The following is a 24,309-nucleotide window of genomic DNA, read 5'->3' as shown; positions in this document are numbered from 1 at the left end:
AAGTAGCGTGTGTTTTCGGCCAGTTGGCCTGTCACTGACTCTGCGGCTGCGCCGCGCTGCCGGTGTCCAGGGTGGGGCCCTTCGGGATGAACGTCGCCCAGGACTGCGGCACGACCGCGGGGTTGGACACCTTCTCGTAGCCCAGCCGGGTGCGCGCCTTGTCCGTCTCGCTCGCCCCCTCCGACGAGGAACTGGCGTCGCCCGAAAGGGACGAGCCGGTGCCGCCGCCCTGCGCGGCGCTGTCGTTGTTCGACGGCAGGGAGTAGCGCAGACCCGTGTCCGTCAGCAGATACGTCGCACCGCCTCCCTGCGCCGTCCCCGTGACCTCCTGGAAGAGCAGCCCGGAGCCGGACGAGACGTAGGCGCTCAGGGAATCCGCGACGACCTTCTTGGGGTAGGCCGTCCCGGCCCAGGCGGCGAGCTGCGGCTTCCGGTCCTCGCCGATGGTGCCGTTGTAGACACTGCACGAGGTGGTGCGGGCCTCCTCGGTCGCCGTCGCCGCGGGGTTGGCCTGCCGGGGAACGGTCTGGGGCCAGCCCTTGTCCGCGTAGAAGGTGTCCGCCTGACCGCCGTTGGCCGCGATGATGTCCGGGGTGTCGACCCGGATGTCGCTGATCGTGTTCGTCCCGTACGCCAGCTTGGCGGAGGGCGCACTCTTGAGCAGGCTGGCCACGAACGGCGTGATGGCGGCGACCCGGTCCCGCAGGACGACGTAGTACTGGATGCCCTGCGCGTCCTGCGCCTTGAGCACCCGGCCCACCGTCCGCGCGTCCTGGGGGAGCCCCGAGACCGAGGTCGTCTGTCCGGCGGACGGAACCTCCGGGAAGGTGATGACCCCGCCTTCGTTGAGGGTGTGCAGCCACTGCTGGCTCACCGGCTGTGGCTTGGCCGTGGTGCCGATGACCGCGGCGCGCAGCTGCTCCATGGTGGTGCTGTCGAGCCCCGAGGGGCCGCCCAGCAGGAAGGCGTTGCCCTTGCCGTCGACCAGGTACTCCCGTGCGGTCTTGGGGTCGACGACGTACAGCGCCTCGCTCGCGTCGACCTTCCCCTCGTTCCCCAGCGTCTTCGCGTCGTCGGCGTCGAGGACGAAGACGGCACGGTCGATGGCGTCGTTCGAACCGGGGGCCGGCCGTTCGCACACCGCCCAGGTCTTCGCCTTCTCCGCGTCCGCCGCGGCGGGCAGCCGGTCGGGGGCGTACGGGATGCCGAGGGTCGCGCCGTGCGGGATGCCGCTCTTGTCGATCTCCTTGCCGGGAACCTCGATGACGCTGCCCTTGCCCTTGTCCAGGAGGAGCTTGGCGGAGGCGTAGTTGAGGACGGGGTGGAGTGTCGGGATCTCCTTGCCGTTCGTCGCCTTGTCCTTGAGGACGACGTAGCGCGTCGTGGAGTCGCTGTCGACGATGATGTACTCGCCGGGAGTGTCCCAGCCCGCCGGCGCCGACGGCTTGATCACGCCCCAGGCGATGAAGCCCACCACCAGCACGACGCCCACCGCGAGGCTGGGCATCACCGTCTGCATGGGGCGCGGCGCGCCTTCGTCCGAGCCCCCCGGCGATGGCGCCAGGAACGCCGCGACGGTGCGCTTGCGAGCGAACGTGTAGGCAGCGAGCTCATCGCGACGCTTTGCCATGGTCCCCAGGTCTCCCGTTGTGTGATGCTCGACGTGCTCGGTTGTGGTGCTCGGTTGCGGTGCTCGATCCAGCTGTGGATCCAGCTGCTCGATCCAGCTGCGCGACCTCAACTGCTCGATCTCAACTGCTCAAGGTCTACTGCTCGATGGAACTGCCGGACGGAGCTGCTCGATGTGCTCGAAGGGCCGCCTCGGCCGAGCAGGCACTTACTATGCCCTGTGCCGTCGGGCGACGTTCCATCAGGTACGTGGCGGGCCCCGCATCTTCACAGAGCCTCAACCCCTGCGCCCCACCATGCGCGGCCGGTCCGTGAAAGGCTGGCCACCTGGGGTTTCGGTGTCCCCTGTGTCCGCCCGCGTGCAGCAGCGGGTACCGTGAGCCACTCGCATGGATGATGTGGGCCATCGGTGCCCCTGGCCGGTCGCCGGGATCTCCAACAGAGGATCTCCGCCCGACATATGGCCACTACTTCGCGAAAGGGATGTCCCGGGGGATGACCAGCGCTACGAGCACTCGGCGCGGAGGCCGCGCACAGCAGCAACAGGACGGTCCGGGCCGCAGACGCGGGCCGGCTCCGGCCCCCGCCGCCGCGTCGCCGCGCATGCTGCCCAGCCCGGGCGGCATGGGCCCGCTGCGGCTGCAGCAGCTCATCCTCGTGGAGCTCGCGGCGGCCGTCATGCTGGCCGCCTGGGCCGCGGACGCGTCCTGGCTGCTGGCCCCGGCCGGTGGGGTGGCGGCGCTGCTGCTGCTCCTGGCGGTCCTGCGCCGGGGCCGCCGCCCGCTGCCCGAGTGGTACGAGACGACGCGCGCGCTCAGGCGCCGCCGGCGCGATGCCAAGCTGCCCGTCCCTCCCGGCACGGACCCGTTGCTGGCCCCCACCGTCGAGTGCGACCCGGCCCTGCGGACGTACCGCTTCGTGTCCCGCGACGATCGCTCGATCGGCATGATCGGTGACGGGACCTTCCTGACCACCGTGCTCTTCGTGCAGCCGGCAGACCAGCCGCTGCGTCCCGAGTCCGCGGGGCGGCAACTACCGCTGCACCTGGTCCAGGAGGCGCTGGAGGTCGACGGGATCCGTCTGGCGTCCGCACAGGTCGTGCAGCACACCCAGCCGGCGCCCGCACCGCATCTGCCCCCGCAGTCGGTCGCCGCGCGGTCGTACGGCCCCCTTCAGGCGCAGACGGGTTCGCCCGCGCTCCGGCTCACCTGGGTCGCCCTCAAACTCGACCCGGAGCTGTGCCCGGAGGCGGTCCAGGCACGCGGGGGCGGCGTTCCCGGGGCGCAGCGCGCACTGCTTCGGGTGGCGGACCAGCTGGCGAGCCGGCTGGCCGGGGCCGGCTTCCAGGCGACCATCCTGGACGAGACCGAGCTGGTGCAGGCGCTCGCGACGTCCAGCTGCCTGAACCCGCGGGCCAACGCGCAGCACGCCCAGGACGGGCGCTCCCCCCAGCGGCGCACGGTCGAGTCGGTACGGAGCTGGCGGGTCGACGACCGGTGGCACACGACGTACTGGCTCTCCCGCTGGCCTCAGTTGGGGAACGGGGGTGTGGCGCTGCCCGAGCTGATCACGCGGTTCACCTCGCTCCCGGTGCTCGCCACGACGTTCAGCGTGACGCTGGGCAAGGCCGGCAGCCGGGGCGTCTCCCTGGCCGGGCATCTGCGCGTCACCGCCCGTGGGGACAGCGAACTCGCCGAGGTCGCCCGTGAGTTGGAGCGGGCCGCGAGTGCCGCGAAGGTCGGTCTGGTCCGCCTCGACCGGGAACAGGTCCCCGGAGCCCTCGCCACTTTGCCGCTCGGAGGTACGTACTGATGTCCCACCCCGCCACGGCCACGGACCCGCGGCAGCACGGCCGGGCCACCGGACGCACGCCGGCGCACGTGGCCTCGCCCACCGACACCGGCATGATCCCCATCATCCGGCAGCCGGAGTCCCCGCAGCAGCAACGGCGCATCTTCAGCCCGGGTTTCGGGCTGCGCGGCCCGCGCCGGAACCGCCATGTCGTCACCGTCGACGAGCTCGCGGCCATCAGCATGCCGATCGGCGACGATGGCGTGATCATCGGTACCGACCCGGAGTCGCAGCCGGCCGTGCTCGGCCTGTCCCGTCCCACCCCCTTCGACGTCGTGCTCGTGGGCGGCCTCTGGCTCGCCCAGGTGCTCGCGCTGCGTGCCGCCGCGACGGGGGCGCGTGTGGGCGTCGAGACGGGCCGTCCGCAGGCCTGGCAGCAGTTGGCCCAGGTCGCGGGTGGCGGCCAGCAGTGTGTGACGGTCTATCCGGTCGGACGGGTGCCCGCGCAGGGACCCTCCGTCTCGAGCCCGGTGGTGTTGATCCGGGACTGCGGCGTTCGTCCGCCCCGCGGGCGGGTCACCTCCCTGCCGTGGCAGGCCGTGGTGACGGTGCTGCCGTTCGTCGGCGAGCACGCGCCGCGTTGGCTGGCCCAGGCCCAACTGGTCGGAATCCAGCGCATCTCGCCCCAGGAGACCGAGATCGTGCGCGACACTCTGGGCATTCCGGACGAGCATCTCCAGCTGCTGCCCACGCTGTACGACGGCGTCGCCCTGTGGTGCACCCGTAAGCATCGAAAGTTCGTCATGACCGAGCCCACCGATGCGGAGACGGGCCTGCTGGGCGTGGCCCGCCGTATGGACTGACGCGTCGTCCGACGGTTCGTCCGACGGCTCGCCCGGCGGCTCGTCCGACGTCTTGTCGTCCCCGGATCGCGGTGCCTGCCGGTCGGGTCGACAGTCACTTTTCCGTACCGCGATCCAAGTGATTAGTCTCTTCTGGTGATGCGGTGACGATCGCAGCCGCGTGGGAATCGCCACTCGGTCCGCCCGGCCGCGACGACGACCAACTCAGCAGCAGTGGCTGACCAGGAGGCAAGCAGTGAACAGCGATCGGTCCGAGTACAACGGCGGCAGCCCGTCCTCGGACGGGGACGATCAAGACGTGGACCTCACCGGCGAGTTCGAAATCGTCTACACCCCTCCCGCCTGGTACGCCCAAAGCACGCAGGGTGGTTCCACGGCCGGCGGACAGCGCGACGCCGGACCGGCCGCGCCGCCTCCGCCGCCCGGCCCACCCGTCGGACCGCCCACGGGACCCCCGGGCGGCCCCGCACCGCAGCCTCCCGCACCGCAGCCTCCCGCACCCCAGGCGACCGCGCCGGCACAGCCGTACACCCAGGGTGCTCCGCAGCAGCCCGCGCAGGGCGTGCCCGGGGCGAGCCAGAACAGCACGGGTGGCTACGGCTTTCCGCAGCCGCAGCCGCAGTCCGCTCCCAGCACCCCGCAGACGGCGGGAGGCGCGCCGGCGCCCGGCGCATACGGCTACCCCCAGCAGACGGGAGCGGGCGCACCCCAGCAGGGCCAGGACACGTCGGTCGGTCACGGACAGCCTCAGCCCCAGGCGCCGGCCCAGCCTCCCGCGCCCGGCTTCCCCGTGCTGCGGCCGGTCGACGAGGACGCCCAGGCCGCCCCGCCCCAGGCCGCTGCCCCGGCGGCCGGAGCTCCCCAACAGCCCGCCCCCGCACAGCCGCTGCCCGCGCAGTCGGTGCCCGAGCCGTCGACGGCGGAGCTCAACCATGCCGCCGCCGACGCCGAGGCGGCGAGGCTGTTCGGCGGAGCCGACGACGACGAGAAGCCGGAGGAGGGGCGGAACGACCAGCCGGAGTCGGGTGACTCCGCCGGATCCGAGGTCTCCGGTCCGGAGGGCGACGAGACGGCGGACGCCCGTTCCGAGGCGGAATCCGCCGCGCGGACCGATGCCGAGGCCCCGTCGGCGACCGGGGAGGCAGAGCCGGAAACAGAGGCGGACACGGAGCCGGCGCCCGCCGCTCCCGAAGCCGCGCCCGCGCCCGCCGCGCAGGGGCAGCAGCCACAGGCGGCGCCCGCTGCACAGGCCCCCGCCGCGCCCCAGGCCGGTCAGCCCTCGGCCGGTCAGCCTCCGGCCGGTCAGGAGCTTCCGCCGCTGCCCCAGGGCTACGTGCCCGCCCAGGGGGCACCGCAGCAGGCAGGGCAGCCGGACCAGCAGGCCGCGGCGGCAGCCGCGCAGGCCGCCGGATACGGCTACCCGCAGCCGCCCGCCCAGCCGGTAGCCGGGCAGCCCGGGTACCCGACGCCTCCGCAGGGCACGTTCGGCCCGGCTCAGCCTCCCGCGTACCCGGCCCAGCCTCCCGCGTACCCGGCGCAGGGCGGGCACCCCGCACCGGGGGACCCGCGGCAGGCGCCCCAGCCCCCGCAGCCGCAGCCGCAGCCGCAGGCCGCCGGATACGGTTACCCGCAGTCGCCGGCCCAGCCGCTGCCGCAGCAGCAGCAGCCCGGACCGGTCGGTTACGGTTACCCGCCCCAGCAGGCGGGCTACGGCTACCCCCAGGCCGCCCCGCCGCAGCAGCCCGCGCCCCAGCAACCGGCTCCGCCCCAGCAGGCCGGCTACGGCTACCCCCAGGCCGCCCCGCCGCAGCAGTCCGCGGCCCAGCAACCGGCTCCGGCCCAGCAGCAGCCCCCGGCACAGCCGCTGCCGCAGCAGCAGGCGCCCCAGCAGACTCCCGCTGCGCCGCCCGCCCCCTACGGCAACCAGGGCTGGACCGCCCCGGTCGGCCCCCAGGCGGGACCCGGCGCCCCCCAGCAGCAGGCCGCACCCGGCACGCCGCTCGGCTACAACGCCGCCGTGGAGCTCTCCTCCGACCGGTTGCTGCGCCATCAGCCGAAGGCGCGCAAGAACAACACGGGTCCGTCCCGTTTCAAGTTCGGCGCCAAGAAGGAGGAGGCCGAGCGGCAGCGGAAGCTGGAGCTGATCCGTACGCCGGTGATGTCCTGCTACCGGATCGCGGTGATCAGCCTCAAGGGCGGCGTCGGCAAGACCACGACGACCATGTCGCTCGGCGCGACGCTCGCCACCGAGCGCCAGGACAAGATCCTGGCGATCGACGCCAACCCGGACGCCGGCACCCTCGGCCGACGGGTGCGGCGCGAGACGGGCGCCACCATCCGCGACCTCGTCCAGGAGATCCCGCGGCTGAACAGCTACATGGACATCCGCCGCTTCACCTCGCAGGCGCCCTCGGGGCTCGAGATCATCGCCAACGACGTGGACCCGGCGGTCTCCACGACCTTCAACGACCAGGACTACCGTGCCGCGCTCGACGTGCTGGGCCGGCAGTACCCGATCATCCTCACGGACTCGGGCACCGGCCTGCTCTACAGCGCGATGCGCGGAGTCCTGGACCTCGCCGACCAGTTGATCATCATCTCCACGCCCTCGGTGGACGGTGCGAGCAGCGCCTCGACGACGCTGGACTGGCTGTCGGCCAACGGCTTCGCCGATCTCGTCCAGCGGTCGGTCACCGTGATCTCCGGTGTCCGCGAGACCGGAAAGATGATCAAGGTGGAGGACATCGTCGCGCACTTCGAGACCCGCTGCCGCGCTGTCGTCGTGATCCCCTTCGACGAACACCTCGCGGCGGGCGCCGAGGTGGACCTCGACATGATGCGTCCCAAGACCCGCGAGGCCTACTTCGACCTCGCCGCCGTCGTCGCCGAGGACATCGCCCGTACGCAGCAGGGCTTCGGCAACCCGAACCTGCACTTCCAGCAGCCCCCGCAGGGATACGCAGCCCCGCAGCAGCCGCAGCAGCCCTACGCCCAGCCCGGCGGCGCCCCGCAGCCGGGGCAGGGCTGGCAGCAGCCCCCGCAGCAGCCCGGACCGGGGCAGGGCTGGCAGCAACAGCAGCCCGGACCGGGCCAGAGCTGGCAGCAGCAGCCGGCCCCGGACCAGAACCCGCAGCAGCCCCAGCCCCCGCAGGGCGCCGTGCCGCCCGGCTGGACGCAGCAGTAGCGAACGGGCCCGCAACGCCGGAGGGCCGGCACCGTCACGGTGCCGGCCCTCCGGCGTTCGCGTAGTACGTCGCGGCGCGAGCGCACTCGTCCCCGGTATCGCTCCGGGAGCACTGCTTCAGCACTACTTCAGGTCGAACTCCCCGTCGCGCGCCCCGAGTACGAACGCCCGCCACTCCGCCGCGGTGTAGCGGAGCACCGTGTCGGGGTCCGCGGAGTTGCGCATCGCGACGGCGCCGCCCGGCAGGTAGGCGATCTCCACCCGCTCGTCCTGGGGACCCTCAGGGGAGCCGACCCACTCGACGCCGCTGATGTCCATGGCGTACAGCGCTTCCTTCTCCTGCTCGGTCGCCACCGGGTCCACTCCGTTCCACCGACCTTACGGACAAGGGGGATTGTACAACTGGGGGCGGCGACGGGGGGTTTGAGCGAACGGACGCGGCCGTCGTTCTCAGGCGGGGTGTCCGGCCGCCGCGATCAGTTCACGGCAGCGCTTCACGTCCTCCGCCATCTGCGCCAGCAACCCGTCCAGCGAGTCGAACCTGGCCTGGCCGCGGACGAACGCCAGGAAGTCGACGGCGACGTGCAGCCCGTACAGATCCAGTCCCACCCGGTCGATGGCGTACGCCTCCACGGTGCGCTCGGTGCCGTCGAACTGGGGGTTGGTCCCGACGGAGATCGCGGCCGGCATCGCCTCGCCCTCGACCTGGAGCCAGCCGGCGTAGACGCCGTCGGCCGGGATCGCGGTGTGCGGGAGCGTCTCGACGTTGGCGGTCGGGTAGCCGAGGTCGCGGCCGCGCTGGGCGCCGCGTACCACCACACCCTCCACCCGGTGCGGACGTCCGAGGATCTCGCGCGCGCCCTCGACGTCGCCCTCGGCGATCAGCCGGCGGGTCAGGGTGGAGGAGAAGGGCTCGCCGCCGCCCGCCTCACCGGTCACGTAGAGATCGACCACCTCTACCTCGAAGTCGTACGTCTTGCCCTGCTCGGCCAGGAACTCCACGTTGCCGGCGGCCTTGTGGCCGAAGCGGAAGTTCGGGCCCTCGACGACGGCCTTGGCGTGCAGCTTGTCCACCAGCACCTTGACCACGAAGTCGGCCGGCGAGAGCCGGGAGAACTCGGTGGTGAAGGGCAGGACGAGGACCGCGTCGACACCCAGTTCGGCGCACAGTTCGGCGCGGCGGTGGTGCGGGGCGAGCAGCGGCGGGTGGCTGCCGGGGCGCACGACCTCGCTGGGGTGCGGGTCGAAGGTCACGACGACCGAGGGAACGCCCAGCTCACGGGCGCGTTCCACGGCATGCCGGATGATCAGCTGGTGACCGCGGTGGACTCCGTCGTAGGAGCCGATGGTGACGACGCTGCGCCCCCAGTCCTCGGGGATGTCCTCCAAGCCACGCCAGCGCTGCACTGTGACCGCTCCTCGTCGAACCCGTGTCCGTCTCTGCCTTGTACGCAGGTCTAAGGGTGCCATGCCGGGCGGCGTCGGCCCGCATCGGCATGGGGGCTGTGACGGGCGGCACGTCGTATCAAGGGAGGCGGCGGGCAGATCACGGGGGGTGGACGGCGGTCAGGCGCCCGCCGTGCGCGACCTGTGGCACCGGCCGGGACGATCGTGCGGTGAACGCGCCCCCTTCCGCTCCCTCGGTTCACTCCGAGCGCCTGCTCCCCGGGGTGAATAGATACGGGCGGATGGATACACCTCTGTGAGGGGGAACCGAGGGGGGACCGTGGAGCGGCGACCGGCATCCCGCGATCGCCGCTCCACGGGCAGGCACGGCGTACGTCAGCCGAACACGGCCACGCTCTTCGCCTTCCCCCGGTGGGCCTCCACGAGCGCCAGGAGGCGGTCTTCGGGGCCGAAGACGGCGACGGGGCCCGCGCCCGCGTACTCGTCGGGCATCTCCAGCCGCACGCCGTTGGCGAGCAGCCGGGCCCGCTTGGCGTCCACGTCCCAGCGCGGGAAGGCGGCCGCGGCGGCCTCGGCGATCGGCATCACGGTCAGCTCCTGCTGGAGCTGCTCCAGGGTGCGGGCGGCGTCCAGCTTGTACGGCCCCACCCGGGTGCGGCGCAGGGCGGTGAGGTGGCCGCCGACGCCCAGGTCCGCGCCGAGGTCGCGGGCGAGGGCCCGGATGTAGGTGCCGGACGAGCAGGCCACGGACACCAGCAGGTCGAGCACCGGGGTGCCGTCCTCGGCGACGGCGTCCCGGACGTCGTACACCGCGAAGGACGAGACGGTGACCGGCCGGGCCGGGATGTCGAAGTCCTCGCCGTCCCGGGCCCGCTTGTACGACCGCACGCCGTTGATCTTGATGGCGCTGACCTTGGACGGCACCTGCATGATGTCGCCGGTCAGCTTGGCGATCCCGGCGTCGATGGCGTCCCGGGTGACCTTGGAGGCGTCGGTGGAGGAGGTGACCTCCCCCTCGGCGTCGTCCGTGACCGTCGTCTGCCCGAGGCGGACGGTGCCCACGTACTCCTTCTCGGTCAGGGCGAGGTGCCCGAGGAGCTTGGTGGCCTTCTCCACGCCGAGGACGAGGACGCCGGTCGCCATCGGATCGAGGGTGCCGGCGTGGCCGACGCGACGGGTCCTGGCGATCCCGCGCATCTTGGCGACGACGTCGTGCGAAGTGAAGCCCGACGGCTTGTCGACGATGACGAGGCCGTCGGGCGTGGTGTGCTGCTGGGTCATTCGGCGGTGTCGTCCGTCTCGTCGTCGGAGCCGGGCTTCCGGTACGGGTCGGCCTCACCGGCGAACGACTTGCCCGTGGCCGCCTCGCGCACCTTCGCGTCGGAGGCGCGCGCCTTGTCGAGGAGGTCCTCGATCGTCCGGGCGGTGTCCGGGAGGGCGTCCGCGACGAAGGTGAGGGTCGGGGTGAACTTCACGCCGGCGGCGCGTCCGACCTCGGAGCGCAGGATGCCCTTGGCGCTCTCCAGGCCGGCCGCGGCGGCCTTCCGCTCCTCGTCGTCCCCGTACACGGTGTAGAAGACGGTCGCCTCCCTCAGATCGCCCGTCACCCGGGTGTCCGTGATGGTGACGTGCGAGCCGAGCCGCGGGTCCTTGATCCCGCGCTGCAGCTTCTGGGCCACCACCTCTCGGATGAGGTCCGCCAGCCTCTTAGCCCGCGCGTTGTCGGCCACTGGTCCGTCTCCCTGTCTTTCCTGTCTGTGTTCTTCGGTCAGTCGTCAGTCGTCATCGCCGTGGAGGCGCCGCCTGACGGACAGCAGCTCCACCTCGGGGCGTCCGGCGACCAGCCGCTCGCACCGGTCGAGTACGTCGGTCAGGTGCCCCGCGTCACCGGAGACCGCCGCGAGCCCGATGACGGCCCGCCGGTAGAGATCCATGTGGTCCACCTCCGCGGCGCTCACCGCGTACTTGCGCTGGAGCTCGGCGACGATCGGGCGGACGACGGAACGCTTCTCCTTCAGCGACCGTACGTCGCCGAGGAGGAGGTCGAAGGACAGGGTCCCCACGTACATGTGTGTCCGGATGACCCGCCGGTACGGGATCGGTGGCCCTGCCGTCGGTGTGGGCAGGGACACGAAAACCGTACAACGAACCCTGCGGGCCACTCGACGGGATTGTTCTCGCCCCCGCCGCCCTTGCCCTTCCCTTCCTCCAGGGGTTCCGCCCCTTCAACCCCACCGGGGCTTCGCCGCGGACCCACGCGGGGACCAGGACCCCAGAACCCTCACCGAGCACCGCTTCCCTGCAACCCGCCGCGACTCCGCCACAGACCCTGCCGGGGACAGCGTCCCGCCGGGGCACCACCCTGCAAGCCACCAGGGCTCCCCCTGGGACCCGGGCCGGGCTTCGCGCTCCGTACTCGGGCGGGGACTACGTCCCCAGCACCCCTCACGGAGCACGCTCGATAAAACCGCTGCGGCTTCGCCCCAGGTCCCGTCCCGGGGGGGGAGCCCCCCGACCCCCACTCCTGAAACGCCGGAGTGCCTGAATTCAGGGCCCCTGCTCGAAGAGCCCGGGGGGTCATGGGACGAGGCCGCAAGGGCCACAACGGGGGCCGGGGGCAGCAGCCCCCAGAGTCGGGAAGGGAAGGGGGCGGCGGGGGCGAGAACCCCTCACCGCCCGGCTGCACGCGACCGCCGGCCGACGGAACCGTGGTTCCGTCGGCCGGCGGTGAGCCCGGGATTACGCCCGCGGCTTCTCGCGCATCTCGTACGTCGCGATGACGTCGTCGACCTTGATGTCGTTGAAGTTGCCGAGGTTGATACCACCCTCGTAGCCTTCGCGGATCTCGGTGACGTCGTCCTTGAAGCGACGCAGGCCCTCGATGGTGAGGTTCTCCGCGACCACCTTGCCGTCGCGGATGAGGCGGGCCTTGGTGTTGCGGCGCACCTCGCCCGAGCGGATGAGGACACCGGCGATGTTGCCCAGCTTGGACGACTTGAAGACCTCGCGGATCTCCGCCGTACCCAGCTCGACCTCTTCGAACTCCGGCTTGAGCATGCCCTTGAGGGCCGCCTCGATCTCCTCGATCGCCTGGTAGATGACCGAGTAGTACCGGACGTCCACACCCTCGCGCTCGGCCATCTGCGCCGCGCGGCCGGCCGCGCGGACGTTGAAGCCGATCACGATGGCGTCGGAGCCCATCGCCAGGTCGATGTCGGACTCCGTGACCGCACCGACGCCGCGGTGCAGGACGCGGATGTCGACCTCTTCGCCGACGTCCAGCTGGAGCAGGGAGGACTCCAGGGCCTCGACGGAACCAGAAGCGTCACCCTTGATGATCAGGTTCAGCTGCTGGACCTCGCCGGCCTTGAGCACCTTGTCCAGGTCCTCCAGCGACACGCGGCGCGTGCGCTTCGCGAAGGCCGCGTTGCGCTCACGGGCGGCACGCTTCTCGGCGATCTGACGGGCCGTACGGTCCTCGTCGACCACCAGGAAGTTGTCGCCCGCACCCGGGACGTTGGTCAGGCCCAGGACCTGGACCGGCGTCGACGGGCCGGCCTCGGCGACGTTGTTGCCGTTGTCGTCGAGCATGGCGCGCACACGACCGTAGGCGTCGCCCACGACCATCGTGTCGCCGACCCGCAGCGTGCCTCGCTGGACGAGGACCGTCGCCACGGCACCACGGCCGCGGTCGAGACGGGACTCGATCGAGATGCCCTGCGCGTCCTGGTTCGGGTTGGCCCGCAGGTCGAGCGAGGCGTCGGCCGTCAGGATCACGGCCTCCAGCAGCGAGTCGATGTGCAGACCCTGCTTGGCGGAGATGTCGACGAACATGGTGTCGCCGCCGTACTCCTCGGCCACCAGGCCGTACTCGGTCAGCTGACCGCGCACCTTGGTCGGGTCGGCACCCTCGACGTCGATCTTGTTCACCGCGACCACGATCGGCACGTCGGCCGCCTTGGCGTGGTTGAGCGCCTCGACCGTCTGCGGCATGACGCCGTCGTTGGCCGCGACGACCAGGATCGCGATGTCGGTCGACTTCGCACCACGGGCACGCATGGCGGTGAACGCCTCGTGACCCGGGGTGTCGATGAACGTGATCTTGCGCTCTTCGCCGTTGACCTCGGTCGCGACCTGGTAGGCACCGATGTGCTGGGTGATGCCACCGGCCTCGCCCGCGATGACGTTCGTCTTGCGGATAGCGTCGAGCAGTCGGGTCTTACCGTGGTCGACGTGACCCATGACGGTCACCACCGGCGGACGGACGACCAGGTCCTCCTCGGAGCCCTCGTCCTCGCCGAACTCGATGTCGAAGGACTCGAGCAGCTCGCGGTCCTCCTCCTCCGGGCTGACGATCTGAACCGCGTAGTTCATCTCGTCGGCGAGGAGCTGCAGCGTCTCGTCGGAGACGGACTGCGTCGCGGTGACCATCTCGCCGAGGTTCATCATGACCGCGACGAGGGACGCCGGGTTGGCGTTGATCTTCTCCGCGAAGTCGGTGAGCGACGCGCCGCGGGAGAGACGGATGGTCTCGCCGTTGCCGCGCGGCAGCATCACGCCGCCGACGCTCGGGGCCTGCATGGCCTCGTACTCCTGGCGCCTCTGCCGCTTCGACTTGCGGCCACGGCGCGCGGGACCACCCGGGCGACCGAAGGCGCCCTGCGTGCCACCACGGCCACCGGGACCGCCGGGACGGCCACCGAAGCCGGGACGGCCACCGCCGCCACCGCCGGGACCACCCGGACGGCCGGCGAAGCCACCGCCGGCGCCACCGCCACCGGGACCACCGGGACGACCGGCGAAACCGCCACCGCCGCCGCCACCGGGACGGCCGGCGAAGCCGCCGCCACCCGGACGACCGCCGCCGCCACCGGGACGACCGCCGCCACCGGGACCGCGGCCGCCGGGGCCGCCGCCGGGACGCGGGCCCGCAGCGGGACGCTGCGGCATCATGCCCGGGTTCGGACGCGGACCGGCGGGGCCGCCGCCGGGACGGGGACCGCCCTGCGGACGCGGCATCGAGCCCGGGGTCGGGCGCGGACCGCCCGGAGCCTGCGGACGCGGACCGCCACCGGCCGCACCCTGCGGACGGGGACCGCCCTGGCCCGCGGCCTGCGGACGCGGACCGCCGCCGGGAGCGCCGGGACCACCCGGACGCGGGCCCTGCGGACGGGGCGCCTGCGGGCGCGCCATGCCGGTGGAGCCACCGGAGGTGAAGGGGTTGTTACCCGGACGCGGACCGGCCGGACGGGCACCCGGACGCGCGCCGGTGCCACCCGGACGCGCGGCGCCGGGACGAGCGCCCTGGGCACCGCCCTGGCCCTGCCCCTGACCGGGCGCGGCCGGACGTGCGCCGGGCTTGGGTGCGCCGGGACGAGCACCCGGGCGCGGGCTGGGAGCGGCCGGAGCCGCCGGAGGCGCCGTGAACTCCGGGGCACCCGGAGCCGGGGACGCCGGAGCGGGCCGCGGCGCGGGCTTGGGGCCCGGCGTCGGGCGCGGACCCGGGGCCGGAGCCGCGGGCTTCTCGGCGGCCGGGGGCTTGGGGGCCGCCGGACGCGGGGCAGCCGGACGTGCGGCCTGCGCCGGGGAGGGCGAGGCCGGCTTCGCCGGGGAGGCCTTGCGCGGGGCGGCGGACTTCGCGCCACCGCCGTTGCCCTGCTGGAGGGCGTCGGTCAGCTTGCGTACTACGGGCGCTTCGATGGTCGAAGACGCCGAACGGACGAATTCACCGAGTTCCTGGAGCTTGGCCATGACGACCTTGCTCTCCACACCGAACTCCTTGGCGAGTTCGTAGACCCGGACCTTAGCCACTTCGCTCCTTTGAGGTCCGGGTTGAAGCCGGACCGTCGCTAGTTCATGGGCGTACTCATCGCGTACTCATCGAGTGCTCATCGCAATCTCGACCTGCTTTCGACTCGCGAGGTACCAGGACCGCACAGGGATCCGTGCGGCACGTCTTACGGTGTTGCCTGCCCAGCTGGCTGCTGCTGACAACTGTCTTCCTGCTCGACGTACTGGCGCAACGCCTTTGTGTCGAGCGGACCCGGGACGCGTAGCGCCCGCGGGAACGCCCGGCGGCGGATTGCCAGGTCGAAACAGGACAGTGCGGGGTGCACGTACGCACCCCGGCCGGGCAGCGTACCGCGAGGATCGGGGACGCAGGCGTCCTCGACCGCCACGGTGCGCAGCAGTTCGATCTTGGCCGCTCGCTCCCGGCACCCCACACAGGTGCGTTCAGGGCATGCTCCGGCGTGCGTCCGGCCAGACACGGTTAAGTCTACCTCCCCGCGCCGACCTCACCCCTTCGGGGCAAGAGTCGAACAGCTGCTGCACACAAAACTGTCGTGATCTCAGCGTCGCACGGCCGGGATCTATTCCCGGCCGAGGTCACGCGCCTCAGGCCTGCCTCTCGGCGGGCTGTTCGGTGTCGGGGCGGATGTCGATCCGCCAGCCGGTCAGCCGGGCCGCCAGACGGGCGTTCTGCCCCTCCTTGCCGATCGCCAGCGACAGCTGGTAGTCGGGGACCGTCACGCGCGCGGAGCGGGCCGCGAGGTCCACGACCTCCACCTTGGTGACACGGGCCGGGGACAGGGCGTTCGCCACCATCTCGGCCGGGTCGTCGGACCAGTCGACGATGTCGATCTTCTCACCGTTCAGCTCGCCCATGACGTTGCGCACACGGCCGCCCATGGGGCCGATACAGGCGCCCTTGGCGTTCAGACCCGAACGGGTGGACCTGACGGCGATCTTCGTACGGTGACCGGCCTCACGGGCGATCGCGGCGATCTCCACGGAGCCGTCGGCGATCTCCGGCACCTCGAGCGCGAACAGCTTCTTCACCAGATTGGGGTGGGTGCGCGAAAGAGTGACGGACGGACCGCGCACGCCCTTCGCCACCCGGACGACGTACGAGCGGATGCGCTTGCCGTGTTCGTACGTCTCCCCCGGCGCCTGCTCCTGCACCGGCAGGATGGCCTCGAGCTTGCCGATGTCGACGAGCACGTTCTTCGGGTCGCGGCCCTGCTGGACCACTCCGGTGACGATGTCGCCCTCGCGGCCCGCGTACTCGCCGAGCGTCGCGTCGTCCTCGGCGTCGCGCAGACGCTGCAGGATGACCTGCTTGGCGGTGGTGGCGGCGATGCGGCCGAAGCCCGACGGGGTGTCGTCGAACTCGCGCGGCTCCTGCCCCTCCTGAAGATCCTCGGGATCCTCCTTCGCCCACACGGTCACATGGCCGGTCTCCCGGTCGAGCTCGACGCGCGCGTGGCGGCGGCTTCCCTCGGTGCGGTGGTAGGCGATGAGGAGGGCCGCCTCGATCGCCTCGACCAGCAGGTCGAAGGAGATCTCCTTCTCCCGTACCAAGCCCCGCAGGGCACTCATGTCGATGTCCACGGCTACGCCTCCTCCTCTTCCTTCATGTCCTTCGTGTCCTTGCGGCTGAACTCCACCTGGACCCGCGCCCTGGCGATGTCGGGGAAGGCGAGTCTGCGGGTGGTGGCCTTGCGGCCCTTCACACCGGGCACCTCGAGGTCGACACCGTCGTCGTCGACCTGCTGAATCCTGGCGACCAGTTCTCCGCCCTCCGCCAGCTGGAACCTCACCAGCCGGCCCAGGGCCCGTACGTAGTGCCGGTGTTCCTGGAGGAGGCGCTCCGCGCCCGGGGTTCCGACCTCGAGGGTGTATTCGCCCTCGCCCATCGCGTCCGTCTCGTCGAGCTTCGCCGAGAGCGCGCGGCTCACATCGGCGATCTGGTCCAGGTCGGCACCGGTGTCGGAGTCGACGACGACGCGCAGCACACGCTTGCGCCCGACGGCGTCCACCGCGATCTCCTCGAGATCGAGCCCCTGGGATGTGACGAGCGGTTCCAGCAGTTCTCGCAGCCTCTCGCTCTGGGTGGTGCTCATCCGGGTGACTCCTCGGCCGCGTGTGCTGTTGTGGGATGGTCGCTGTCAGGTCAAAGGGTATCCGGTCCAGGAGGGTGATGCCGTCCACCTGGGCCGCACGGCGAACGGCGGTCCGGCGGGCGCCACGCGCGCGTGCGCGCTGTCGAGCCGAGCCGATGGCAGGCACGGGCGGGGTACGCGGGTACGGTGATCATCGGGCTCCCGCCCATTCGTCGGGCTCCCGCCCATCCGTTCGTACCGAAGCCCCCGAGGACGGTCTGCCGTGCCCCTCCCCCCGCCTGCACGCGCCCCGCTGCGCAGAAGGAGCCTGTTCGCCTCGGCCGCGGGTGCGGCGCTGCTGGCGGGCTGCTCCGGCGCCTCCGATTCGGGCGCCACGGGCGGCAGTCCGGCGGCCGCCGACCGGGCACGCGCGCGTGCGGCCCGGGACAGCGAGGCACTGGCGGCGCGGTACGCGGCGGTCATCGACGCCCATCCGGACCTGGCGGCGCGGTTGCGGCCACTGCGGGCGGAGGTCGTCCGGCACGCACAGGCGTTCGGCGGCGGGGCCGGCGCCTCGGCGTCCCCCTCCGCCGGCTCGGCCGGCGCCTCCGCGTCCCCCTCGGCCTCCGCCTCCCCCGTACCGGCGGACGCCAAGTCCGCACTGGCCGGTCTGGCCGCGGCGGAGCGCGCCCTGGCCGACCGGCGCGGCAGGGCGTTGCTGGAGGTGCCGGGCGAGCTGGCACGGCTGATGGCGTCCGTGGCCGCGGCCGGGGCCGCGCACGCGTACCTGCTGACGGAGGGCGGAAAGTGAGCACGAGCAGCACCGGCACACCGACGCCCGTGAGCGACGAGCTGACGGCCCTGCGCGCCGCCCTGCGCGCCGAGCACGCCGCCGTGTACGGCTACGGCGTCGTCGGCGGCCGCATCGAGCAGGCGCGGCGCGCGGAGGCGCTGGCCGCCTACGACGCCCACCGCGCCCGGCGGGACGAACTGGCCCGGGCGGTACGGGACCTGGGCGGCACGCCGGACGCCGCCGCGGCCGGGTACGCGCTGCCGTTCCCGGTCCCCGACTCCGCCGCCGCCGTGCGGCTGGCCGCCGAGCTGGAGGAGCGGGTGGCCGGGGTGTACTCGGATCTGGTGCGGGCCTCGACGGGTGCGCGGCGCGGCTTCGCCGCCGGGGCGCTGCGGGAAGCCGCGGTGCGGGCGGTGCGCTGGAGCGGCGAGAGCGTAGCCTTCCCTGGTCTCGCCGAGCGGGCGGCGGCCACCCCCACCCCGTCGGCGACACCGCGAACCTGACGCGTACGCGCTCGACCGTACGCGTGCGAAGCCGACCTGGAAGGGAACAACTCGCGCATGGCTTTCGAACCGCCGCAGCGCCTGGTGAGGGCGCTCGGCGAGACGCAGCGGGACGGTGGCGCCGACTGGCTGGGCAGGCTCCCGGAGCTGGTCCGGCGGGCCGTCGGTCTACGCGAGTTGACCGTGGAGCGGGTGCAGGCGCCGGGCGGCCGCAGCAGTCTGGTGCTGCTGGTGCGGCGGGCCGACGGGACGCCCGCCGTGCTGAAGCTGGTACCGCCCTGGGCCCGTCCGTGCAGCGAGCGGGCCGCGCTCGTGCGGTGGGACGGCTTCGGGGCCGTACGGCTCCTGGATGCGGACGCCCCGGACACCTCGGACGCCGGGGAGGGCGTGCTGCTGCTGGAGCGCCTGCACCCGGAGATGTCCGTGCGGTCGCTGCCGGAGGCGAAGGCCCTGCTGGAGGCGGCCGGCACGCTGCGGCGGCTGTGGGTCGAGCCGCCCGCCGCCCACTCCTTCGAGACGGTGGCCGCACGCACGGGACGGCAGGCCGAGGCGATGCGCAGGAGCGCGGAGACGGACCCGGAGGCGGCGCCGCTGGTCGAGGCGGCGCTGGCGGCCCGTGAGCAGCTGCTCGCCGCCCCGCCCGAGGAGCGGCTGCTGCACGGCACCTTCCGGCAGAGCAAGATCCTCGCCGGGGAGCGGATGCCGTGGCTCGCGGTGGGTCCGGACCCGGTGGTGGGCGAGTGCGCCTTCGACCTGGCCAGGCTGGTGCGCGACCGGGTGGAGGACCTGATCGCGGCGCCCTCCGGAGCGGCGATCACCCGCCGCCGGGTGAAACGGCTCGCGGAGTCCCTGGACCTGGACCAGGAGCGGCTGCGCGGCTGGACGCTGTTCCGGGCGGTGGAGTCGGGAGTGCGGGCGCGCCGGGTGGGCCGCCCGGGGGACGCGGAGCTGTTGCTGGAGTTCGCGAGCTGGCTCTAGACGAGGCGGGCCGACAGCCCCCTCGCCCGCCCCGGTCAGCCGTACCGAAGGCCCGAACGGCCCTGCGCCGGGCGCCTTTCGTCTCCGCCCCTCGCACTGCCGGCGGCGTACGGTCGGGATCAATCTGGCCCGGATCGGCCGCGGACTGCCGACGGCCGTGCGACGCCGGCCCCACGCGCAGAGGTGATCGGGTCGCAACGCCCGCGGCCGGGCGTCAGGGGGTGCGCCGACGAAGGGTGGCGGCCGCGAGTGCCAGGGCGGCCAGGGCGGAACCGGCGATCACCGAGAGGTCGCGGACGAGGTCGGCCGTGCCGGTGGTGCCCGCGGCGGCCCGGCCCAGGGCGTCGACGGCGTAGGAGAGCGGGAGGACGTCCGAGGCCCAGCGGAGCGGCTGCGCCATGTGCGCCCGAGGGACGAACAGCCCGCACAGCAGCAGCTGCGGGAAGACCACCGCGGGCATGAACTGCACGGCCTGGAACTCCGTCCGGGCGAAGGCCGACACGAACAGCCCCAGCGCCGTGCCGAGCAGGGCGTCCAGCACCGCGACCGTCAGCAGCAGGCCCGTCGACCCGGACACCGTCAGCCCGAGCGGCCGCAGGCTCACCCCCGTGACCGCCAGCGCCTGGACCACCGCGAGCAGGCCGAAGGCGCAGCCGTAACCGGTCAGCAGGTCCAGCTTGCTCAGCGGCATCGTCATCAGCCGCTCCAGCGTCCCCGAGGTGCGCTCGCGCAGGGTCGTCACCGAGGTGACGAGGAACATGACGACGAACGGGAAGATGCCGAGCAACGCGGGGGCGACCCGGTCGAAGGCGGCCGCCGAGTCGAACATGTAGCGCAGCAGGACCACGAGCAGGACCGGGACGAGCAGCAGCAGGGCCACCGTGCGCGGGTCGTGACGCAGCTGGCGCAGGATGCGGCGTGTGGTGGCGCGGCTCGCCGAGGTCATCACGGCCCGGTCTCCTCGTTCTCGTGGGGCTGGGTCCCGTGGTGCTGGGTCTCGCGAGGCGCGACGTCCTCTATCAGGCGGAGGAACGCCTGCTCCAGGTCGGCGGTTCCGGTGCGGTCGCGCAGCGCGTCGGGGGTGTCGTCGGCGAGGAGCAGGCCGTCGCGCATCAGCAGCAGCCGTCCGCAACGCCCGGCCTCTTCCATGACGTGGCTGGAGACCAGCAGCGTGGTGCCGTCCGCCGCCAGGGTGCGGAAGAGCTGCCAGAGCTGGTTGCGCAAAACGGGGTCGAGGCCGACGGTGGGCTCGTCGAGCACCAGCAGCGGCGGGCCGCCGAGCAGGGCGGCGGCGATGCCGGTGCGCATCCGCTGGCCGCCCGAGAGGGAGCCGACCGCCTGGTCGCGCTGCCGTTCCAGGTCGGTGGCGGCGATGACGCGTTCGACGTCCGGTTCGGCATGCAGCAACGCGGCGAAGTACCGCAGGTTCTCGGCGACCGTGAGGTCGGGGTACAGGGCCGGGCTCTGGGTGGCGTAGCCGACGCGTCCGCGCAGCCGCCGGGATCCAGCCGGCTCACCCAGGACGGTGACCGTACCGGACGCGGTGATCTGGGTGCCGACGATGCTGCGGATGAGTGTGGTCTTGCCGCAGCCGGAAGGGCCCAGCAGGCCGGTGACCGTGCCTCGGGGCACGGTGAACGAGAGGCCGCGGAGCACCTCCCGGCCGCCGCGGACGACCCGCAGCCCACGGGCCTCCACCGCCGGGGGCCGCAGGCCGCTGCGGTACGGCGCCGGCACGGTGGGGGCCCCTCCTGCCGGTGGCCGGGTACGCCCGTGCCGCAACCGGGCGGGGCCGAACCGGAACGGGTGCCGGCCGGTCGTGTCGGACACGGGCGTCCTCCGGGTGATACGGGTCCGCAGATGCTTGGCGTGCGGGCCTCATCCTGCCGGACGCACCTGCCCGTCCAGTAGGGACAGGTGACGCCCGCCATGGGCTGGTCGGCCCTGGCGGGCGCCCTGAGGCACGGATCAGGCGGTGAGGCGGGCGATCGCCTCGTCCACCGTGAGTTCCTCGCGCTCGCCCGTCCGGCGGTCCTTGAGCTCGACGACGCCCTCGCCCGCACGACGCCCGGCCACCAGGATCTGCGGCACGCCGATCAGCTCGGCGTCGGTGAACTTCACGCCCGGCGAGACACCGGCCCGGTCGTCGACCAGGACGCGGACACCGGCCGCCGCCAGCTTCTCGGAGACGTCGAGCGCCAGCTCGGTCTGCAGGGCCTTGCCGGCGGCCACCACGTGCACGTCGGCCGGGGCGACCTCCTTGGGCCAGCACAGGCCCTGCTCGTCGGCGGTCTGCTCGGCGAGCGCGGCGACCGCGCGGGAGACGCCGATGCCGTAGGAGCCCATGGTGACGCGGACCGGCTTGCCGTTCTGGCCGAGGACGTCGAGCTTGAGGGCGTCGGCGTACTTGCGGCCGAGCTGGAAGATGTGGCCGATCTCGATGGCGCGGTCCAGCTTGAGCGCGGTGCCGCACTTCGGGCAGGGGTCGCCCTCCTGCACCACCACGACGTCCACGTACTCGTCGACCTCGAAGTCGCGGCCGGCGACCACGTTCCGGGCGTGGGTGTGCGCCTTGTTGGCGCCCGTGATCCACGCGGTGCCCGGCGCCACGCGCGGGTCGGCGATGTAGCGGACCTTCTCCAGGCCCTGCGGGCCGACGTAGCCGCGGACGAGGTCGGGCCGGCCCGCGAAGTCGGCCTCGGTGACCATCTCGACGCCGGCCGGGGCGAAGTGCGCCTCGACCTTGTCCATGTCGACCTCGCGGTCGCCGGGGACGCCGACGGCGACGATCTCGCCGTCGACCTTCACGAGGAGGTTCTTCAGGGTGGCCGAGGCCGGGACGCCGAGGGAGGCGGCGAGGGTCTCGATGGTGGGGGTGTCGGGGGTGGGGATCTCCTCGGCGGCCGGGACACCGGAGGCGTCGACCGGCTGGAGCGCGTAGGTGATCGCCTCGGTGTTGGCGGCGAAGTCGCAGTTCGGGCAGTCCGCGAAGGTGTCCTCGCCGGCGCCCGCCGGGGCGAGGAACTCCTCGGACTTGGAACCGCCCATGGCGCCCGCGGTCGCGGCGACGATCCGGTAGTCGAGGCCGAGGCGCTCGAAGACGCGCTGGTAGGCCTGGCGGTGCAGGGCGTAGGACCGGGCGAGGCCCTCGTCCTCCAGATCGAAGGAGTACGAGTCCTTCATCAGGAACTCACGGCCGCGCAGGATGCCCGCGCGGGGCCGGGCCTCGTCACGGAACTTGGTCTGGATCTGGTAGAGGATCACCGGCAGGTCCTTGTACGAGGACGCCTGGTCCTTCACCAGCAGGGTGAAGATCTCCTCGTGGGTGGGACCGAGCAGGTAGTCGCCGCCCTTGCGGTCCTTCAGGCGGAACAGCTCGGCGCCGTACTCGTCCCAGCGGCCGGTCGCGTCATAGGGCTCGCGGGGCAGCAGGGCGGGCAGCAGCACCTCCTGGGCGCCGATGGCGTCCATCTCCTCGCGGACGATCCGCTCCACGTTGGCGAGGACCTTCTTGCCGAGCGGCAGCCAGGTCCACACACCGGCGGCCGTGCGGCGGACGTAGCCCGCGCGGACCAGCAGCTTGTGGCTGAGGACCTCGGCGTCGGCCGGGTCGTCGCGCAGCGTCTTCGCCATCAACTGGGACATGCGCTGGACCGGTGCGTTGGCCATGGTTCTGGTACTCCTGCCGCGTAAGGGTGATGGCTAGGAGGTTAGCCGGGCTTGCCGTGCGGGTGGAAATCCGTTAACGGCGTCGCAGGGGCAGCGGGGCGCCCATCACCGCGTACGGTTTCGGCGCGCTCGGGAAGAGGACCTGCCGCGCGAGATCCACATAGCCCAGCGAGTGGTACAGGCCGCGGGCCGGGCTGTCGGTGTCGATCGCGGAGAGGATCGAGCGGGGCTCGGTGGCGCCGTCGGTGATGGTGGTGATCAGGGCGCGGCCGATGCCGCGGTTCTGGTACCGCGGGTGGACGTGCAGCTCGGTGATCACGAACGAGTCGTCGAGCCAGTCGTCGTGGCCCTGGGCGCGCAGATACGGTTCGACGACGGTGGACCACCAGTGCGCGCGGTCGTTGGGCATGCCGTACACGAACCCGACGAGCCGTCCGTCCGCGGTGGTGGCGCCGAACGCGCGGGCTGCCGGGTAGGTCATGTGCCGCAGCACGATCTGGCGGCGTACGGCGACCTCGTCGGCGCCCAGCCCGAACGCGAGGGCCTGGACGGCGAGCGCCTCGTCGACACGGGCGGACAGGTCCAGGGGGCCGATCACGACGTCGTCGACGGTACGAGGCATGGTCGTGAGCCTACAGGGGTACGCGGTGGGGCTCGGCTGCGGGCCGTCTGCGACGTGCCCTTCAGCGCCCGGGGTCCCTGCGGCGCGCTCAGAACAGGACGCTCATGAACGCCCCGACCTCCTGGAAGCCCACCCTGTGGTACGTCCGTCGCGCGGGGGTGTTGAAGTCGTTGACGTACAGGCTCACCACCGGGGCCACATCGGTCAGCGCGTAGCGCAGCACGGCCGCCATACCCGGTGCGGCCAGGCCCATCCCCCGGTACTCGGGGGCCACCCACACCCCCTGGATCTGGCAGGCCAGTGGGGTCGCGGCACCGATCTCCGCCTTGAAGACGACCCTGCCGCCGTCGTCGAGGCGGGCGAAGGAGCGGCCGGCGCCGACCAGTTCGGCGACCCGTGCCTGGTAGAGCAGCCCTCCGTCGCCGGCCAGCGGGGAGACGCCGACCTCCTCGGTGAACATCGCCACGCACGCCGGCATGATCGTCTCCATCTCGTCCTTGCGGATGCGGCGGACGTGCGGATCGGGGGCGATGTCGTCGGGCATGCGGTCGGTGACCATGAGCGGCTGGTGGGCCCGGACCTCGCGGGCGGGGCCCCAGCTCGGCTCCAGCAGCCGCCACAACTGGGCGGTGGACTCGGCGGGGCCGACGATCGAGGAGCAGCGGCGGCCGGTGCGCCGGGCGCGGTCGGCGAAGGCCCGCACCGCGCGCGGGGTGGCACAGATCGGGACGAGGTTGGCGCCGGCGTAGCACAGCGAGGTCAGCATGCCGTCCTCGTACCAGCCCCACATCTCCCCGCCGAGGCGCCAGGGATCGAGGCCCGCGACATGGACGCGGGACGTCACGAAGGCGTTCGCGACGGGGTCGCGGTCGAGGACGGCGAGTGCGGCGTCCAGGTCACTCGGTTCGAGGACCCGGGTGGTCGTCTGCGTCAACACGTGCGGGAGCCTCACCCTTGGGTCTGCTGATCTCCGCACTGTACCTGCCG

The 24,309-nt window shown here is 72.7% G+C and carries 21 protein-coding genes; 6 read left to right on the top strand and 15 right to left on the bottom strand.

Features of this window, described 5'->3' with window-relative positions; genetic code table 11:
* Positions 1-31: 31 nt before the first annotated feature.
* Entirely contained in the window at positions 32-1,630 is a 1,599-nt protein-coding gene (gene eccB, locus SY2F82_RS32240; protein WP_200422693.1) for a type VII secretion protein EccB, read from the bottom strand.
* Positions 1,631-2,124: 494 nt separating this feature from the next.
* Here eccB and eccE point away from each other — a divergent pair, with 494 nt between their 5' ends.
* The 3 genes from eccE (at position 2,125) to SY2F82_RS32225 (ending at position 7,467) form a co-directional block, all read left to right on the top strand.
* Entirely contained in the window at positions 2,125-3,441 is a 1,317-nt protein-coding gene (gene eccE / locus SY2F82_RS32235) for a type VII secretion protein EccE (RefSeq protein ID WP_200422692.1), read from the top strand.
* Entirely contained in the window at positions 3,441-4,283 is an 843-nt protein-coding gene (locus tag SY2F82_RS32230; protein ID WP_200422691.1) for a hypothetical protein, read from the top strand. Before eccE ends, SY2F82_RS32230 begins: the two co-directional genes overlap by 1 nt.
* A gap of 235 nt (positions 4,284-4,518) precedes the next feature.
* Positions 4,519-7,467 carry an SCO5717 family growth-regulating ATPase gene (locus tag SY2F82_RS32225; RefSeq protein WP_200422690.1) on the top strand — a complete coding sequence of 983 codons (2,949 nt, stop codon included), beginning with the start codon at positions 4,519-4,521 and terminating at the stop codon, positions 7,465-7,467.
* A 123-nt stretch (positions 7,468-7,590) separates the two neighbouring features.
* Here the strand turns inward: SY2F82_RS32225 and SY2F82_RS32220 are convergent, their stop codons facing one another.
* The 9 genes from SY2F82_RS32220 to rimP form a co-directional block, all read right to left on the bottom strand.
* Entirely contained in the window at positions 7,591-7,821 is a 231-nt protein-coding gene (locus SY2F82_RS32220; protein ID WP_200422689.1) for a DUF397 domain-containing protein, read from the bottom strand.
* A 96-nt stretch (positions 7,822-7,917) separates the two neighbouring features.
* Positions 7,918-8,874 (bottom strand): bifunctional riboflavin kinase/FAD synthetase, encoded by a 957-nt coding sequence (locus SY2F82_RS32215; RefSeq protein ID WP_200422688.1) that lies wholly within the window; start codon positions 8,872-8,874, stop codon positions 7,918-7,920.
* 375 nt (positions 8,875-9,249) lie between these two features.
* Entirely contained in the window at positions 9,250-10,155 is a 906-nt protein-coding gene (gene truB / locus SY2F82_RS32210; RefSeq protein ID WP_200422687.1) for a tRNA pseudouridine(55) synthase TruB, read from the bottom strand.
* Complete coding sequence (rbfA, locus tag SY2F82_RS32205; RefSeq protein WP_200422686.1) at positions 10,152-10,604, bottom strand: 30S ribosome-binding factor RbfA; 453 nt, start codon at positions 10,602-10,604, stop codon at positions 10,152-10,154. Before rbfA ends, truB begins: the two co-directional genes overlap by 4 nt.
* Before the next feature lie 45 nt (positions 10,605-10,649).
* Positions 10,650-10,943 carry a DUF503 domain-containing protein gene (locus SY2F82_RS32200; RefSeq protein ID WP_200422685.1) on the bottom strand — a complete coding sequence of 98 codons (294 nt, stop codon included), beginning with the start codon at positions 10,941-10,943 and terminating at the stop codon, positions 10,650-10,652.
* Positions 10,944-11,613: 670 nt separating this feature from the next.
* On the bottom strand, positions 11,614-14,685 hold the full coding sequence (gene infB / locus SY2F82_RS32195; protein WP_200422684.1) for a translation initiation factor IF-2: 3,072 nt from the start codon (positions 14,683-14,685) through the stop codon (positions 11,614-11,616).
* 146 nt (positions 14,686-14,831) lie between these two features.
* Positions 14,832-15,143: a YlxR family protein gene (locus SY2F82_RS32190; protein ID WP_200422683.1), complete on the bottom strand. Its 312-nt coding sequence runs from the start codon at positions 15,141-15,143 to the stop codon at positions 14,832-14,834.
* A gap of 127 nt (positions 15,144-15,270) precedes the next feature.
* Positions 15,271-16,266 (bottom strand): transcription termination factor NusA, encoded by a 996-nt coding sequence (gene nusA / locus SY2F82_RS32185; protein ID WP_200422682.1) that lies wholly within the window; start codon positions 16,264-16,266, stop codon positions 15,271-15,273.
* Between the two features lie 2 nt (positions 16,267-16,268).
* Positions 16,269-16,778, bottom strand: a complete 510-nt coding sequence (rimP, locus tag SY2F82_RS32180; RefSeq protein WP_200422681.1) for a ribosome maturation factor RimP — start codon at positions 16,776-16,778, stop codon at positions 16,269-16,271.
* A 262-nt stretch (positions 16,779-17,040) separates the two neighbouring features.
* Here rimP and SY2F82_RS32175 point away from each other — a divergent pair, with 262 nt between their 5' ends.
* Genes SY2F82_RS32175 through SY2F82_RS32165 form a run of 3 tightly spaced genes read left to right on the top strand, consistent with a single transcriptional unit; the run spans position 17,041 to position 19,031 of the window.
* Entirely contained in the window at positions 17,041-17,568 is a 528-nt protein-coding gene (locus SY2F82_RS32175; RefSeq protein ID WP_200422680.1) for a hypothetical protein, read from the top strand.
* The gene (locus SY2F82_RS32170; protein ID WP_236041906.1) at positions 17,565-18,053 is read left to right on the top strand and encodes a ferritin-like domain-containing protein; all 489 of its coding nucleotides are present in this window, start codon (positions 17,565-17,567) and stop codon (positions 18,051-18,053) included. The genes SY2F82_RS32175 and SY2F82_RS32170 overlap by 4 nt, the downstream gene beginning before the upstream one ends.
* A gap of 57 nt (positions 18,054-18,110) precedes the next feature.
* Positions 18,111-19,031, top strand: coding sequence for an aminoglycoside phosphotransferase family protein (locus SY2F82_RS32165; RefSeq protein ID WP_200422679.1), 921 nt, complete (start codon positions 18,111-18,113; stop codon positions 19,029-19,031).
* 214 nt (positions 19,032-19,245) lie between these two features.
* Here SY2F82_RS32165 and SY2F82_RS32160 read toward each other — a convergent pair whose 3' ends face one another.
* The 5 genes from SY2F82_RS32160 to SY2F82_RS32140 form a co-directional block, all read right to left on the bottom strand.
* Positions 19,246-19,977, bottom strand: coding sequence for an ABC transporter permease (locus SY2F82_RS32160; RefSeq protein ID WP_200422678.1), 732 nt, complete (start codon positions 19,975-19,977; stop codon positions 19,246-19,248).
* A complete protein-coding gene (locus SY2F82_RS32155) occupies positions 19,977-20,768 on the bottom strand; it encodes an ABC transporter ATP-binding protein (RefSeq protein ID WP_200422744.1) in 792 nt (263 codons plus the stop codon). Before SY2F82_RS32155 ends, SY2F82_RS32160 begins: the two co-directional genes overlap by 1 nt.
* 231 nt (positions 20,769-20,999) lie before the next feature.
* The gene (locus SY2F82_RS32150; protein ID WP_200422677.1) at positions 21,000-22,700 is read right to left on the bottom strand and encodes a proline--tRNA ligase; all 1,701 of its coding nucleotides are present in this window, start codon (positions 22,698-22,700) and stop codon (positions 21,000-21,002) included.
* A gap of 73 nt (positions 22,701-22,773) precedes the next feature.
* On the bottom strand, positions 22,774-23,322 hold the full coding sequence (locus tag SY2F82_RS32145) for a GNAT family N-acetyltransferase (RefSeq protein ID WP_200422676.1): 549 nt from the start codon (positions 23,320-23,322) through the stop codon (positions 22,774-22,776).
* Between the two features lie 88 nt (positions 23,323-23,410).
* Positions 23,411-24,259, bottom strand: coding sequence for a GNAT family N-acetyltransferase (locus SY2F82_RS32140; RefSeq protein WP_200422675.1), 849 nt, complete (start codon positions 24,257-24,259; stop codon positions 23,411-23,413).
* Positions 24,260-24,309 lie beyond the last annotated feature (50 nt).

Origin of the sequence: Streptomyces sp. Y2F8-2, assembly GCF_014905555.1 — a bacterium.
Classification (GTDB): domain Bacteria; phylum Actinomycetota; class Actinomycetes; order Streptomycetales; family Streptomycetaceae; genus Streptomyces; species Streptomyces cynarae.
The sequence above is the reverse complement of the archived record's forward strand: the minus strand, read 5'-3'. Positions and strand labels throughout refer to the sequence as shown.

Excerpts from the sequence above, each read along its gene's own strand:
- eccB (WP_200422693.1), bottom strand. The coding sequence starts at position 1,630 with ATGGCAAAGCGTCGCGATGAGCTCGCTGCCTACACGTTCGCTCGCAAG.
- eccE (WP_200422692.1), top strand. The coding sequence starts at position 2,125 with ATGACCAGCGCTACGAGCACTCGGCGCGGAGGCCGCGCACAGCAGCAA.
- SY2F82_RS32230 (WP_200422691.1), top strand. The coding sequence starts at position 3,441 with ATGTCCCACCCCGCCACGGCCACGGACCCGCGGCAGCACGGCCGGGCC.
- truB (WP_200422687.1), bottom strand. The coding sequence starts at position 10,155 with ATGACCCAGCAGCACACCACGCCCGACGGCCTCGTCATCGTCGACAAG.
- SY2F82_RS32200 (WP_200422685.1), bottom strand. The coding sequence starts at position 10,943 with ATGTACGTGGGGACCCTGTCCTTCGACCTCCTCCTCGGCGACGTACGG.
- rimP (WP_200422681.1), bottom strand. The coding sequence starts at position 16,778 with ATGAGCACCACCCAGAGCGAGAGGCTGCGAGAACTGCTGGAACCGCTC.
- SY2F82_RS32165 (WP_200422679.1), top strand. The coding sequence starts at position 18,111 with ATGGCTTTCGAACCGCCGCAGCGCCTGGTGAGGGCGCTCGGCGAGACG.
- SY2F82_RS32160 (WP_200422678.1), bottom strand. The coding sequence starts at position 19,977 with ATGACCTCGGCGAGCCGCGCCACCACACGCCGCATCCTGCGCCAGCTG.
- SY2F82_RS32150 (WP_200422677.1), bottom strand. The coding sequence starts at position 22,700 with ATGGCCAACGCACCGGTCCAGCGCATGTCCCAGTTGATGGCGAAGACG.
- SY2F82_RS32145 (WP_200422676.1), bottom strand. The coding sequence starts at position 23,322 with ATGCCTCGTACCGTCGACGACGTCGTGATCGGCCCCCTGGACCTGTCC.